This window comes from Bacillus sp. JH7 (assembly GCF_001563515.1).
GTDB classification, from domain to species: Bacteria; Bacillota; Bacilli; order Bacillales; family Bacillaceae_G; genus Bacillus_A; species Bacillus_A cereus.
In genome coordinates this window covers 2,037,763-2,052,402 of record NZ_LPUS01000001.1, presented here as the reverse complement: position 1 = coordinate 2,052,402, position 14,640 = coordinate 2,037,763, and the positions used below count along the sequence as shown (strand labels likewise).

Sequence of the window (14,640 nt, the reverse complement as noted above, 5' to 3'; positions counted from 1 at the left end):
TACACCCCTTTTTCTTCTTTTTTATAGAAGAATATGATTAGAGTAGTTCTGTTAGTATCAAATAAGTCGCATTCCTTTTTATTACAATTTTGTATATAATATAATTATAAATAATCTGGGGGACGAACTATGATAATCGTACTACAAATCATCTTACCACTGATTTTCACAGTCTATTTATTTACCCTCTATCGTAAAGGGACGTATGGATTAGCTTCATTTCTTTTAGCAGTCATGATAGGAATTTTCGGTTTAGAGAATATTTTTCAGCATGCTAGTCTAACAGATCATACTATTTATCCATATTGGGGCAGTTTGAAGGCTGTTGTTATCGTTTTATCAGTCGTATTTCTATTTAAAAAAGGTGGTTTAACAGAAAAATATTGATTTTTAATGCGTTACATATTTTCTTGTTAAATTGCTTTTATTTTATAAAAGAAGAAATATTTATGTAAAAACACGAAGGGATGTGTTACATATGTCTATAAATATTATTTCAATAGTATCTATCATAATATGGATTGTGTTAATTACAGAACTTATAAAACCTTCAAAAGAACAGAATGGACGAAAAATAGTAACTTTAGTAACTGCTGGTTCCGCATCAACACTTATTTTGACGGTTTCATTTATTCAAAATGTCCCGTTTTGGAATTGATAGTGATATAACTAACAAAAATATGTATAAATAAAAAGATTAGGATTTACTCCTAATCTTTTTATTTTTTGAGGTAACACCATATGCCCAGCAAGCTAAGGTCTTGAAATAGCCCCTAAACAAAATTTGAAATTTTTCTAAAGTTATTTATGTGAATTTAACTCGTTTTCAGGAACATATATGGTCCTTTTATAATTTGAAGTTCTTTTTAAGCTTCTTATATTTTCTATACGAACGCCTAACAATGTTTAACATAAAATACGGTATTTTAACCGGGAAAGGCAATTTATATATGAAAGGAAAATAAAAGGTGAAATATGCCTTTTCTAGATCTCTCCACTTACTATCTTCTTTTATTTTTAAGAAATCAGATACATCGACTACATATCCCCTTCCTTTTTCCATCATCACATTTTTCCCGTGAACATCACAAGGAGTTAACCCTTGTTCCCTCGCATACTCTAAAGCCTCATTAATATCAAGTATTACTTGCTTAGGAATTTTAATCCCCTTATGAAGGGCATCGTATAAGGTAATTTCTTTTAAACGTTTCAATACTATGAAATTTTTCCCTTTATATATAAGCTTTGAATAAGAAGGATGATCTCCAATTCTTCGGTATACTTCTGACTCTTTTTCAATTCCTTCTCCTTCTCGCACGTAAACTTTCACTACCCAATCTTTGTATTCTCTGTGCATGAATACTGCGGCATAATTACCTGTTCCTAAACACTTCCAAAGTCTAGGAATATCTTTAACTACTACAGGCTCGAATTCATCATCACTTCTTATACTTACCTCTTTTAATAATTCGTCATTTATCAATCCCACAAAACTATTTATACTCATCATTCCCACTCCGGTTTTGCTAAAAGGGGGCCCACCCACATTTTAACGAAAATATACACTAAGCGAATTTTAGCATAACATGCCAAATCTATATTACTCTATTTTATAACCTAAAACATTGTTTAGAAATGTAGCAAGGGTTTGTTAATGGTTCAATTCTTCTTCCACAACTATTTTTGTTAGCAAAAACTTTTATTGTTTTAATAGTCTTTTGTTTAATTCCCACAATGCTGTTTTGTTGCTATCCCATTTCAAAAGCGTTACTGCTTCCTCAAAGCATAACCATTTATAATTAAAGTGTTCTTTAGATAATGATATGTTTTTTGTAGGGACTTTAACTCCAAAAGAAAATTCTTTTATTACATAAACCTCTTCTCCCCAAAGGAATCCTCTACGGGTAGTGAAGACACAGAATCTAATTGTATATATGGACATTCTCTTGTAATACCAGCCTCTTCAAACGCTTCCCGTTTTGCTGATTCAATAGGAATCTCACCGACTTCTCCGCCACCAGCTATTCCTTGCCAATAACTATAATCACTTCGGTTGAAAATAGCATATTGAATGGAATCAGTAGTTTTTATATAAGGAAATATCAATACTTGATATGGCGCTCTCATTGCTTAAGCTCCTCTCAAAAATAAGTTTTAAATAAATATAAATAAAGAGCCGACATCACAATTCTACATTATTAATGCAGGTTTATAATGTCGGCCTTCTATTTTTAAAGAATTTTATTTTTCATAAACAGGCTTACTCTTAACAGAGGGAAAACTGCTTATTCCTTGTCGAATTTGTTTAGCATGGTTCTTCCTAAATGTTAGCAGTACCCTATATTATTCAATTGCGCCAGCAACATCATAATCATTTAAATCTAACTCAATTGGTTGTCCCAGCGCTAATTTAGCAAGTTCCGCTCCTAAGTATGGACCAGCTGTTAAACCCGAAGCTCCTAATCCATTCGCAACGAGAATTCCTTTAAAGTTAGGTAGTGGTCCGATAACAGGTAAGAATCCTGGTGTAAATGGTCTGAATCCAACTCTCGTTTCAAGCACTGTAGCATTTTCTAAGCCAGGTGCAACTGCTAATGCCTTATGGAATACTTCATGTAAACCACCTGCTGTTACACGATGATCGAAACCAGTATCATTCTCATGTGTTGCACCAATTACGACATGCCCATTGTCAAACGTTAAAATATATTGATCGTTCGGTGGCATAACAACTGGCATATTTTCTGTTGCTGTATTTTCGATTTGCAGATGAACAATTTGTCCTTTTTGGAATGTAACTAAGAAATTAATTCCTAATGGATTCAAGATTTCGTTCGCCCATGCGCCTGCAGTTACAATAACCTTTTCCGCTAAAATTGTTTCATCGTTTACTGTAACTCCCGTAATATGATTTCCTTCACGGACTAATATAGCATCGCCTTTTATTAAAGTTGCACCATGTTTTTTCGCAGCACTTATTAATGCATTGCGTAATAATCTTCCATTTACTCGTGCAGCACCACTAATATGAACAGAACTATATTCGTCTGATAATGCTGGGAATAATTTTTTTGTTTCTTCAGCTGATAAGCGAGTGATTTCACCAATCTCTGGGGCATCTTCACGTCGTTTATAAGCTCGCTCTTCCATTTGATCTAACTTTTTCTCGTCAGTATGTAAACTAATTGCACCTACACGATTATATCCTGTGTCAGTTTCACCGTCTTCTTCTAATTGCTGAATTAACGAAGAATAGTAACGTGCACCGCCTTTAACAATTTTATACCATGCTTTATTACGACGCTGCGATAGCCATGGACATACAATACCTGCTCCTGCATCAGTTGCTTGCCCTAATTGTTGGCGATCCACGATAGTAACATTCGCACCTGCCTTAGCAAGATGATAAGCAGTAGACGCTCCTAAAATTCCAGATCCAACTACAATATACGATTTCATCTCAAACACCTTTTCTCTTTTGCTAATTATATAAATATAAGAACATTCCTTAGTATAATAGAAGGAATACTTTTTTCAATGTACTCATCACAATTAATTGTTGCAGCATTGTGACTTTCTTAATCATTATTTTTTCTTCTTACGGAATAATTCAATTGTTTTATAGCCTTGTGAAAGGATCTCTATCATTTTCTCTAGACGTTTTTCACGTGTTTTTTCTTGTTTTACAGAAAAAAGATTACGTGCCCAATCTTTCTGATATCCAGGCGTTAAACTTTGATAAAACTTAAGTTCATTCGGATGATTAGCTAATAATGCTTCAACATCTTTAATTCGATCTGCATAATCGGCAACACATTGACTCATAGCAGATGTTTTCGTTATTTTTTTCTTCTCGCGTTTTAAACCTACAACAGTAAAGACTTCATCCATACTTACCATTCGTGCAAATTTAATATCACTTTCTCCCACATAACCATCTTCTCCAACATTTAATGCCGGAAACATCTCATCACGGTGAATAAACGTACTATAACGAGCATTACCTTTTTTCGGATATGCGAAGAATACGTAACCTTTTTCAATAAGTAATTCTTCATTACTTATAATAAAATTCGTTTGTTTCACCATTTCATCAAGCGTTTCTACAAATATAAAGATAGCATCGTGTTCTTTTGAGAATGCAGTTTCTTTACCTGTAAAAATGTCATAATCACTTGGTTCGTTAATAACGACCATATTTGTATACTTATTAAGTTTCAATTTATCAATAACTGACATATTAATCTTCCTTTACATTCAAAATTCATTGTACATACTTTTGCGTACTGTTCTAGTGTATTATATGTATTAAGAAAATCAACTTTAAATCGTATTATTCTGCTGCAAAAGAATATAATTCTTTACTAGATGGGGTGGTTTTATGCCATATGTAATCCGAGATGAAGGGCTAGTTTTACAAGGGGATGATGGAAAAGAACCAATTTTTCATACATATGAAGAAGCGAAGGAAACATTAAAAACATTAACTATACCGCAGTTTCCGAAACATATTAGAAGAAAACCATTTACACCAAAAATAATAAAGATAGCCGCTTCTGAATAAGAACCGGCTATCTTTATTATTCATAACTTAATAGCAAATAAAGTATATAAAAACTCTTTATATTGATCTTCTGTAATTTCACGCTTAGTTTTTTCCCCATGAACAACTTCAGTTAAACTTGTATTCGTTAATGAAATATGACCGGAGTTCGTCAACTTTACTGCAATTGGTCCTTTATTAAAAATAGACTTCTCATCTTCTATCACTCTTCTTTGAACATCGTTTATTACTATCTCATCAATATTAGGTTTATAAAAAGCATGACAAATTTTCCATTCTCCATCAGTATCTATTCTTTCTAAAACATAATTTCCTTTACTTGTATCTTTTCGTCTCACTCGGTACGAACCATTTTTTGAAGAAACAGACTCGCCAGTAAAAGGTACAGGAACAAGAGGTACTAACGAAGCTATACCTACATCAATTAAATACTGTAGATTATCATAAGTTAAAATAATTGTTATATGGCCATCCTCCAGTGCCCATGCATTTATATCATTTTTATACACCGTACCTAATGCCAGTTGTACATCATAGCCACAGTCTTTTAAGAAATAGTAAAAAAGAGTATTTAATTCGTAGCAAAGTCCACCACGGGAACTAGTTAAAATTTTCTCTCGTAAGTTTTCCAGAGAGATTTGATTCGTATTTCGTGCTATAACATCTAAATTCTCAAATGGTATAGTGTGTGCAAATGTAAAGAGAATTGTATTCAATTCTTCAAACTTCACTTCAGTACGCTTTGCAAGATTCAATCTTGTAAAAAGCTTATGTTGTAGACTTGTCATAGTCAGCACCCCTTAAAATGTATAAGTTAAAATATTATATGCTGATTGTAAATTTTAAGAGGCACTGTAACAACGTACATTTCATTTAACTGTACCGGTACAAAAATTACGATTCACGGGGTAAATTAATAGAAGGCGTCATTACAAATGCCTTTTCTGTAATTACTTCTTTTTGGAGTAGATCAAAAGCTACGAATATAAATTTAATAGTTTATCTATAGGCAAATTATTACTATCACTTAAATCAACAAAATACTGAAGTTGCCACATTTGACTCTTTTTAGCTTGATTGCTAACAGTGGTATCCCAAACAGGATAAATTCTCATTGCCATTTTCCCTGTTTGATTTTGTGTTCTCAATATTTTTTCTTTAAGAAGAATCTCTTTAGGAAAAATAAATTGTCCTAGTTTATTATCAGCAATACAAGTGATTACTAATAAATCAGGAGCAGCTTTATAAGAGAACGCTCTATTTCGCATATTTTCATCTTTCTCCCAAAAAGAAACAAATTGACCAGTTTTATTAGGTGTAACTTTTGATTTTCTAAAACGAATGGTTTTGTTATTTAAGTGGAATAAACATCCTGCATATTCTGCGTTTTGCTTTTCTTCTTTTAGATTCGTAATCATTAAATTGTTAGGTTTGTAAACTATATTATTTAAATTTTGGATTATATTATTAAAATTGTTCAAGAAAACTCCCCCTTTATTCATCTCTTAGTTTACCACAAACATCAGTTCTTCTATATCGTATATAATTATAAACTAAGTGCAATGGGGGAATTTAGCAGGATATAATTATTACTTTAATGTACTTAGTTTTTCAATTTACACAGTACGAGTAAAATTGTTTTACAAAACTTCGTATTAATCATAGATTAAATTAGCCACAGCTATAAAAAATTGCCTCTATTTTTATTGTAAATATATATTTTTTATTACTAATACGGTCAATGAAATTAATGATAGTTTCTCTTTTTTATATTTTTGAATATGTATATACAGAATTACTTTTACTTGTTATAAAAATATTGTGGAGTAATATAACTTAACAAACTATCCAAAGTGTTAATCTCGGCATATGGTTGTATTTTGGTAGTATTCTTGATTTTCTGAGGGTTAAACCACACACCTTTTATATTTGCATTTTGAGGACCAGCAATATCCTTTTCTAAGTCATCTCCAATAAATAATACATCTTCTGATTGCACATTAAGCTTATTTAATGCTAGTTGGAATATACGTTTATCAGGTTTACTCAATCCTACTTCTTCAGAAATAATAATCGTATCAAAGTAATTGTTTAAATTCGTGTTAATTATTTTAGCTTTTTGTCTATGCGTTGAGCCATTTGTTATAATTCCAACTTTAAAGTGCTTCTTTATTTGATTTAAGAAATGAATAGTATTTTGGTCTATTGAAAAACATTTAGGTAAATTTTCATTCCAAAAATCTTGGATATAATTGTGTGGCAATCTATATTTCGGCGCGAATTCATCAAATAATGATTCTAAAACTATCGTTTTATCACTAATGCCGTATTCCCTTTTATCGTATTCTTTGAATTTCTGTAACATATTGTTTTTGACTGTATCACTAACATCCTCATAACATTTTTCTAAAACTAATAAAAACAAGTTATCTACTGCCTTATCCCTATCAATTAACGTATCATCTAAATCAAACAGCATCGCTTTATAACCCATCAAATAATTTCACAACCTTTCTCACATGATTTAAATAATCCCTTGTTTGCACCTTAGGCCTTTACTAAATTAGCAAAAAAACTAAAAAATTTGTGGCGTAAGCTCTAAAATTTCGCTGGCTTCTTTTATATTTAAATTCATCTCCCTTTCCCTTTCCCCTTCTAGTAAAGTATCAAAAGTATATGTTCAAACAGTTTAAAAAACTACATGCAATTTACATTATTATACATTAGTTTTTTGTAAATATTAATTGTTTAGCTTTTTATATAATAAGTTTTTTCAAGCGCACAAATATTTCTCTATAAAAAAGGAATATGGGTAATAATACTTTTTTATGGAGAATACACAATCTTGAAAATGGAGCTACTACGTTAAACGTCCTATGAAGTTCCTATTGTATCTCCACATAAACTCCAGATAGTACGGCTATAATGACTACCAGAGGTGATATTATGAAAAACTATCATATTCTCGTGGTAGAGGACGATCAAGAAATTCAGGAATTAATTAAACAATTTTTAATGACACAGCATTATACAGTGGTAGTCGCTTCAGATGGACTAGAGGGTATGACACAATTTAATAAGCAATCATTTGATTTAATTCTTCTAGATGTCATGATGCCCAATCTTAATGGGTTTGAAGTTTCTAAAATGATCCGAAGTCAGTCAAACGTACCAATTATTATGCTAACTGCGTTGGAAGAAGAGGAAGATCAAATGAAAGGATTCGACCTTGGGATCGATGACTATATAACAAAGCCCTTTTCATTTCATGTTTTGATTAGACGAGTCGAAGCTGTACTTAGAAGAAGTTATGATAAAAATGTAAATAATCATTTGATATTTAAAGAAGTGCGTATTGATGTGGATGCATATAGAGTATATGTAAATGACGTTGAAATTATATTAACGACAAAAGAGTTTGAAATTCTACAACTACTATTTCAAAATGAGAGAAAAGTACTCACAAGAGAAAATATCGTTGAAAAGGTTTGGGGTTACGATTATTTTGGAGAAACACGAATAATTGATACACATATTAAAAACCTACGCAAAAAATTAGCTATCCCTTATATTAAAACAATAAAGGGTATTGGATATAAAATTGATGAATAGTATTGTGAAACTCATGAAAATGAAGCAAATTACTTATAAACTCTTTATGACTACATCTCTCATTTTATTATCCTTTGCAGTATTGATTTATTTAACTTTATACTTCTTTCTTCCGACGTTTTATGAGCAATATAAAACAGATCAACTTCAAACAGGGATAAACGAAATCATTGATAAATCTAAAAATCTTATGTTTCAAGATGCGATACCACTTTTTGATGAATACGCCAAAAAAAATAATGCGATGCTTTATCTTCAAAATAAAGAAGGAGTAATTATTTACTCTCCTTCATTTTCTTTTATTCAAAGTGGTACGCAAAAAACAGTAGTTACTAAAGCAACACGATTCGAGAATGCAAGTACCCTTAGCAATTCATATAACGTTACGAAACCAATTCAATTTCAAGATGGTAGTTTAACGCTTATAGTGTTTGCTACATTTCAACCGATTGATGAAGCTTCACAGGTTTTAGTACGCTTTCTCCCCTATATTAGTATCATTGTGCTCGTTATTGGTATAGGAAGTGCTTATTTTTATTCCAGGTTTATTACAAAGCCACTTATTTATATTAATGAAGGTGCACAAAAGATGGCAAATTTAGATTTCTCCGAAAAAATTGAGGTTCGCTCTACAGATGAGTTAGGAGAATTATCTAATAGTTTGAATGACATGTCTATTAACTTGCAACAAGCTATGTTTGATTTGAAAAAAGTAAATGAACAATTAAAAAATGATATTGAAAAAGAAAGAGAAATAGAAACAAAACGCAGAGAGTTTTTTGCGATTGTAGCACATGAATTAAAGTCCCCTCTTACTGTAATGAAAGGATACTTAGAAGGAATGATATACAATATTGGCCCTTATCAAAATCGCGATCAATATTTAAAGAAAAATCATCAAATTATTGAAAGTATGGAACAATTAGTTCGTGAAATTTTAAGCGTATCGAAATTAGAACAACACACCTTCAAACTAAAAGTAGAGGAAGTTAATCCTTCAAAGTTAATAGGTGCAATCACAAAAGATCTCGAATTTTTTGCTTCTCAAAAAAGCATTGAAATAATAAAAGAAATTGATTCTGACCTTTCTATTTATACCGATTGTGCTCTTTTAGAAAAAGCATGTAAAAATATTATTCACAATGCGGTTATGTATTCACCACATAATGAAAAAGTCTATATAAAGTTAAGTGAGGATTCGAAACAAGGTCAAATCGAAATGCAAATTATAAATACAGGTGTCAATATTAAAGATGAAGATTTACAACAAATTTTCAAACCATTTTATCGAATTGAAAAATCAAGAAATCGAAATACTGGAGGAAATGGTTTAGGGCTATATATTGTTAAACAAATTCTTGAAACGCTAGATATAAAGTATTCAATAAAAAATATGGAACATAGTGTGCAATTTTACATGAGTATTCCATTATCTAAACATAAAAACAAACAAACTCTCCTTTAAATAGGACGAGTTTGTTTGTTTTTGTAGTAAGTATAAATTTATTAACAGGTTTTTCATTTGATGATATGTATGTTCTTAGAGCTGCTTTTGATAAGCAATCTATGCAAAATCTTCTTGAGAATTTAATAGTTGTTCGCCAATCTACCTTGTATTTACTTAGAAGCTTAGATAAAGAAGCTTGGTCACAAAGAGGAAATGCGAATAATTCTGAAGTTACAGTTCGTGCATTAGCATACATCATTGCTGGTCATGAGCTTCATCATCTTCAAATTATAAAAGAACGTTACCTTGGTTCTGATTTATATCCAGCAACTTAATATTTGAAGAAAATGAGTCCTATTTATGTAGTGCTCTTTTTCAGTATTTATAACGAATTAGCGCTTAGAACCATGGCAATTAAATGCATTTATTTATAAAATTCACCACATAATATTTATGCTATCCCTTCTTATTCTGTACATAATTTTCTTTAGGCTGATATACTATAAACGCAATAGTTCTGGAAAGGTGATGATATTATGTATGAACAACAAAATAATAGAGATAGAGATCAAAAAATGATGTTTTCTATGCAGGGAGTTCCCTCAAATAAAATTAACATGAATCAATTACCTAAATGGATTAGAATTTTTGGCTATTGTGCGTTTGGTTGGATAATAGTATTTAGTTTAATTATGATTGTAGGTTTAATTCTGCAATAACTATACAGATACACAGTTAAACGGGACAGCATTTAGATTATATATCTAGGTACTGTCTCGTTTTTCATATGTGATTATCCCATGATATAGGTAACCAATTATAATAAAAAGAACTTGTAGAATATCCTACAAGTTCTTTTTCAAATATTATTAAAACGGGAACGACAAACTATTTTAACATTCAGTACAGGGAGACCATTTTGATTATGGCTTGATATTATTATAAATCAAATATAAACTTTTGAAAGGTGTAGATTTCGAAAATTATGTGAATTAAATAACTACGATGTTTATATTAGATTTCATTTACGACCAACTTCTTCTTACTTAAATACACTGCACGATCTGATTTTTTAGCAACCGCCTGTGAGTGCGTCACAACAATAATGCATTTATTCTCTTTATGTGCAAGTTCTTGAAATAGTTCTATTATATCCATTGCGGTTTCCTCGTCGAGGTTTCCTGTCGGCTCATCTGCAATCAGTAAATCAACATTACAAGATAGTGCTCGAGCAATTGCTACACGCTGTTGTTGTCCACCGCTTAGTTGCAGGACGTTTCGTTTCGCTTCAACTTCTGTGAGTCCTACCCTTTCTAACAATTCTAATGCTCTTGCTGTTTTATTTTGCACTTTAACACCTGTAATTTCCATTGCTGTTAAGACATTTTGAAGAGCTGTCATATAGGTTATTAAGTTATAAGATTGGAAAATTACAGATACATTTTGATTACGGTATCGATCCAAACCAATTTTTCTAATATCTTTGCCATTATACAGTACATAACCATTTTTAGGGACATCTAGTCCACAACCTAAGCTTAGAGTTGTGGTTTTACCAGATCCAGATGGTCCTAAAATCGTGTAGAAATGTCCTTTTTGAAAAGAAAAGTTAACATTTTCTAGTATCGCTACATTTTTTCCATTACTTTCATAATAATAATCCAAATTTTTAAACTGTAAAATCGTCTCCATAGTAAGCCTCCTCATTCATCTTTTAAAAGAATTTGTTTTGGGTTTAAACGTAGAATAGATAATGCCGGAAGAAGCGTTGCTATTATAGCAATAGCTAGTCCAATTCCACCCATTTTCCCTACATCTTCTCCTGTTACACTTACATCAATTTTATCAATTGGTTCTTCTTTTTGATTTTGTAGAGTACCACCAGATCCAGCCATCATTACAGTACCATGTTGCGAAGTATCTGTTTCTTCGCTTGCAGTAGCAATTTCATTCGAAAGTAAATTATCTCCGATATATTGAGAAACTTTAGCTCCTGTTGTTATGGATAATCCAAATGCTAAAATAGCGACACACACTACTTCTACTACGAATTGCGCTATCAATTTCCACTTTTTCTCTCCAATAGACAATAGAATTCCCATTTCTTTACGACGTCCTTTAATTGATAGCATAATGATTAATCCTAAAATAATTGCACCTGCAATCGATACAATATAAATAATCATTTGAGAAGTCGAAGAGATATTTTCGATAGGACCAATCATTTGCTTGTACAATGAATCATGCGCATCTAATTTATAATAATTAAAATCAATGTTAGATTTTTTTGCTTCTTTTTTAAATGCATCAATATATTGTGGATCATTCAAGAAATACACGACTTGACCACTACTTATACCTTGGTCTACTTCTAATTTTTTCATAGTTGAATGCGGCATATATAGTTTATTAGCTGGATCCATAATAGGAGGAGCCTGTTGACCCATTGCTTGCTCATTTGTTTCGTAAATGCCGATAATTTCAACCTCAAGAGTTTCCTTCTTATCCCCTGATTGTACTTTAACTTTGTCTCCTACTTTCAAATTGTTTAATTCCGCTAATCGTTTTTCCATTAAAGCTACATTCTGATCTTTCATTTGCTCTGTTATTGGTTTTCCATCAATGATTTTACTTTTTCCGTTTTTAAAGCTTTCTTGTAATGCAGTCTTGCGAACTCCCTCAATCATAAAAGAAGCATTCATATCTATTTCTGTACCAGAGCTTGAACCGCCTCGCGCAGCCGTCATTCCCACTTTACCTTTTCCTTCTTCTTCTCCTTCTGAAGCTCCTACTAGTTTAAGCCCATCAGAAATACCGAAAGTGTTAGCTATGTAATTATAATCTTTTACATACTTGGACTTCGCTAATTGATCTGTTTCTTTTGCATCGAGCTGCGGCGGATTTGGCATTTCTCCAGTTTCCTTAGCTTTTTGACCTATTTTGTCGAAATCAAAACCTAAAGTAACATCTGCACCAAGTTTTTTTCTTGCAGCATCCGCTGCTTTTTTTGATGCATTTTGGATTGTGAAACCTGAAAGAACCAAATTTGTAACAATCAGAAAAACTGCCATCAAAATTAATGATGTTCCTATCCTTTTTTTCATACTGAGAATTGCTCGTTTCATAAAATTCATTTTTCTTACCTCCTTGATAACTTGTATTCTATATAGGTTATCTAGAGTTTATATGGAGCTAATCGGTAGTTTAACTAGAGATATAAGGAGTTTATGTGTAGTTATTCATTTACCTGTTCAAGAAAAACTAGAACACAAATTCAAAAATGCAGTCGTTTTTGAATATTGGTAAGGAGTTAGTCAATTTAAGAGACTTATAGAAAAGAGAGGTTAAGCTTAATTTAATGTATATAATATAAAAAATATATTTATTGTATAATTTCTATACAATAAATATAGAGAAGCTATTTGTGAATATCTAGATGGGAATTTAAGTTCCTCATAGAAATTACATCTTTTAATAAGAAAAGAAACAAGTTAACATTCTTCTTAAATTTTAATATAAATTATTTATAGTTTTATTTTATTGCACGATTTATAATATAATATAATATACAAATTTATCACCTATTTTTATAATTCAAGCACCTACTATTAGGAAAAGAGAATATTTCCTAATTAATTTAAAACATAAATTTTGTCTATGTTTTAAACAATATGTATTTTGGAGGAGGTTAATTTGATTTTTTCAAAACTCATTGATCGGTACGCCTTATATGATTTACACAAAAAAAGAAGTGTAGCATTTCAGTTTACTTCCCTTTCTAACACTTCATTAAATATAAAGAACATAGAATCTTTTTATAAAGTAAAACCATCACATTTTCATTTTGACATTAAGCATTCAAAGCAGGAAAATGAATACATGGTTGGGCAATTCAACTATAAAAGTTCGGTTCAATCCGGTGATTCACGCAACGACTCTGTAACTGGGGAATTATTCTTACATAAAAATGAAAATGCACCTCATGTTATCTTTGTTCACGGTTGGAGAATGGATTCTAACGAACGTGTGAAAAAAATATTCCACGATCATATGACCAGCCTGAAGTGGAATATGTATTATTTCACTCTACCCTATCATTTTGAAAGAAAACCCGATCAATCCTTATTCAGTGGAGAGTATATGGTAAGTGCAAATATTGAACGAACATTACAAGCAACTAGACAAGCGGTAGCTGATTTACGAGCTTTGATTAAATGGATTAAAGCAAATAAAAAGGGGCTCCTGATTCTAATAGGAATTAGTTTAGGCGGATTTATTACTAACTTAACCTCTCTTGTTGAAGAAGAAATTGATGTGTTAGCATCCATTTTCTATGCAAATCGACTTTCTTATTCTATTTGGAATACAACTCCAGGTAAATTTATTAGAGAAGACTTGGAACATCATGGTGTTACGTATGATGATTTAATAGATTATTGGAAAATCACTGAACCGAGTCAAGCATTGCCAAAAGTACAAAAAGAAAATATTTTATTAATTTCAGGTAAGCACGATCTATATGTGCATTCTGAGGATACAGACTACTTGTGGGAAGCTTGGGAAAAACCTACACGATATATTTATACATGCGGGCATGCCGGGATCGTTCTTAAACGTAAAAAAATTGCAACTGATACTATCAATTTTATTCAAAATCGATTGAACGCCCCGCACTTATCCAATGCCATGCCTTAAATCGCGAGATTACTAAGTACAAAATCTTATACTTATATTGTTATATTTTTTACTAGTCACCTTTGTAAACCTTAGCCCCAAGCCTTACACGATTGAAAATGAAATAAAATAAATAAGGAACTAATTTACCATATGGAAAAACATTGCTCAGCATTTTCACCAGTGGTCCCTGTATATGCAATATTACATACAAAAATCTTTATGTATTACGTTATTAATTTAAAAATAAATTATTCATCCATAAATCTATACCATCCGTATTTACAGTTATGGATACCCTAATTACATATGAAAAAGAGAGAAGAACATTGGCTAGTTCTTC

General features: G+C 31.4%; 15 protein-coding genes and 2 pseudogenes. 8 read left to right on the top strand and 9 right to left on the bottom strand.

Annotated elements, in window-relative coordinates:
- Positions 1–129 precede the first annotated feature (129 nt).
- Together AU379_RS10400 and AU379_RS10395 are read left to right on the top strand one after the other, a co-directional pair.
- The gene (locus tag AU379_RS10400) at positions 130–387 is read left to right on the top strand and encodes a hypothetical protein (RefSeq protein WP_061139210.1); all 258 of its coding nucleotides are present in this window, start codon (positions 130–132) and stop codon (positions 385–387) included.
- A gap of 91 nt (positions 388–478) precedes the next feature.
- Entirely contained in the window at positions 479–658 is a 180-nt protein-coding gene (locus AU379_RS10395) for a hypothetical protein (RefSeq protein WP_000026326.1), read from the top strand.
- Positions 659–847: 189 nt separating this feature from the next.
- Here AU379_RS10395 and AU379_RS10390 read toward each other — a convergent pair whose 3' ends face one another.
- The 4 genes and pseudogenes from AU379_RS10390 to AU379_RS10375 form a co-directional block, all read right to left on the bottom strand.
- A complete protein-coding gene (locus AU379_RS10390) occupies positions 848–1,507 on the bottom strand; it encodes a serine/threonine protein kinase (RefSeq protein WP_061139209.1) in 660 nt (219 codons plus the stop codon).
- Between the two features lie 192 nt (positions 1,508–1,699).
- Positions 1,700–2,127: pseudogene (locus tag AU379_RS10385) on the bottom strand (NUDIX pyrophosphatase).
- Positions 2,128–2,343: 216 nt separating this feature from the next.
- A complete protein-coding gene (locus AU379_RS10380) occupies positions 2,344–3,459 on the bottom strand; it encodes an FAD-binding oxidoreductase (RefSeq protein WP_000844391.1) in 1,116 nt (371 codons plus the stop codon).
- Positions 3,460–3,585: 126 nt separating this feature from the next.
- Entirely contained in the window at positions 3,586–4,239 is a 654-nt protein-coding gene (locus AU379_RS10375) for a YdeI/OmpD-associated family protein (RefSeq protein ID WP_000110843.1), read from the bottom strand.
- Positions 4,240–4,381: 142 nt separating this feature from the next.
- Here AU379_RS10375 and AU379_RS10370 point away from each other — a divergent pair, with 142 nt between their 5' ends.
- On the top strand, positions 4,382–4,564 hold the full coding sequence (locus AU379_RS10370; RefSeq protein WP_001147162.1) for a hypothetical protein: 183 nt from the start codon (positions 4,382–4,384) through the stop codon (positions 4,562–4,564).
- 20 nt (positions 4,565–4,584) lie between these two features.
- On the opposite strand, the gene AU379_RS10365 is transcribed toward AU379_RS10370, so the two are convergent.
- The 3 genes from AU379_RS10365 to AU379_RS10355 all read right to left on the bottom strand — a co-directional run bounded on the left by AU379_RS10365 (position 4,585) and on the right by AU379_RS10355 (position 7,058).
- Entirely contained in the window at positions 4,585–5,352 is a 768-nt protein-coding gene (locus AU379_RS10365) for an arylamine N-acetyltransferase (RefSeq protein WP_000202771.1), read from the bottom strand.
- 189 nt (positions 5,353–5,541) lie between these two features.
- Positions 5,542–6,045 carry a mep operon protein MepB gene (locus AU379_RS10360; RefSeq protein ID WP_001058867.1) on the bottom strand — a complete coding sequence of 168 codons (504 nt, stop codon included), beginning with the start codon at positions 6,043–6,045 and terminating at the stop codon, positions 5,542–5,544.
- A 320-nt stretch (positions 6,046–6,365) separates the two neighbouring features.
- Positions 6,366–7,058 (bottom strand): HAD family hydrolase, encoded by a 693-nt coding sequence (locus AU379_RS10355; protein ID WP_025966146.1) that lies wholly within the window; start codon positions 7,056–7,058, stop codon positions 6,366–6,368.
- Positions 7,059–7,510: 452 nt separating this feature from the next.
- On the opposite strand from AU379_RS10355, the gene AU379_RS10350 reads away from it, so the two are divergent.
- The 4 genes and pseudogenes from AU379_RS10350 (at position 7,511) to AU379_RS10335 (ending at position 10,342) form a co-directional block, all read left to right on the top strand.
- Positions 7,511–8,176, top strand: coding sequence for a response regulator transcription factor (locus tag AU379_RS10350; RefSeq protein WP_000800727.1), 666 nt, complete (start codon positions 7,511–7,513; stop codon positions 8,174–8,176).
- Positions 8,169–9,641 carry a HAMP domain-containing sensor histidine kinase gene (locus AU379_RS10345; protein WP_061139208.1) on the top strand — a complete coding sequence of 491 codons (1,473 nt, stop codon included), beginning with the start codon at positions 8,169–8,171 and terminating at the stop codon, positions 9,639–9,641. Before AU379_RS10350 ends, AU379_RS10345 begins: the two co-directional genes overlap by 8 nt.
- A gap of 47 nt (positions 9,642–9,688) precedes the next feature.
- Positions 9,689–9,958: pseudogene (locus tag AU379_RS10340) on the top strand (DinB family protein); the annotation flags it as partial.
- A 201-nt stretch (positions 9,959–10,159) separates the two neighbouring features.
- Entirely contained in the window at positions 10,160–10,342 is a 183-nt protein-coding gene (locus AU379_RS10335) for a hypothetical protein (protein ID WP_000273229.1), read from the top strand.
- 295 nt (positions 10,343–10,637) lie between these two features.
- Here the strand turns inward: AU379_RS10335 and AU379_RS10330 are convergent, their stop codons facing one another.
- Complete coding sequence (locus AU379_RS10330) at positions 10,638–11,315, bottom strand: ABC transporter ATP-binding protein (protein WP_000447862.1); 678 nt, start codon at positions 11,313–11,315, stop codon at positions 10,638–10,640.
- Between the two features lie 11 nt (positions 11,316–11,326).
- Entirely contained in the window at positions 11,327–12,757 is a 1,431-nt protein-coding gene (locus AU379_RS10325; RefSeq protein WP_061139206.1) for an ABC transporter permease, read from the bottom strand.
- Between the two features lie 559 nt (positions 12,758–13,316).
- Between AU379_RS10325 and AU379_RS10320 the strand changes: the two genes are divergently transcribed.
- A complete protein-coding gene (locus AU379_RS10320; RefSeq protein ID WP_061139205.1) occupies positions 13,317–14,318 on the top strand; it encodes a hypothetical protein in 1,002 nt (333 codons plus the stop codon).
- The last annotated feature ends 322 nt before the right edge of the window (positions 14,319–14,640 follow it).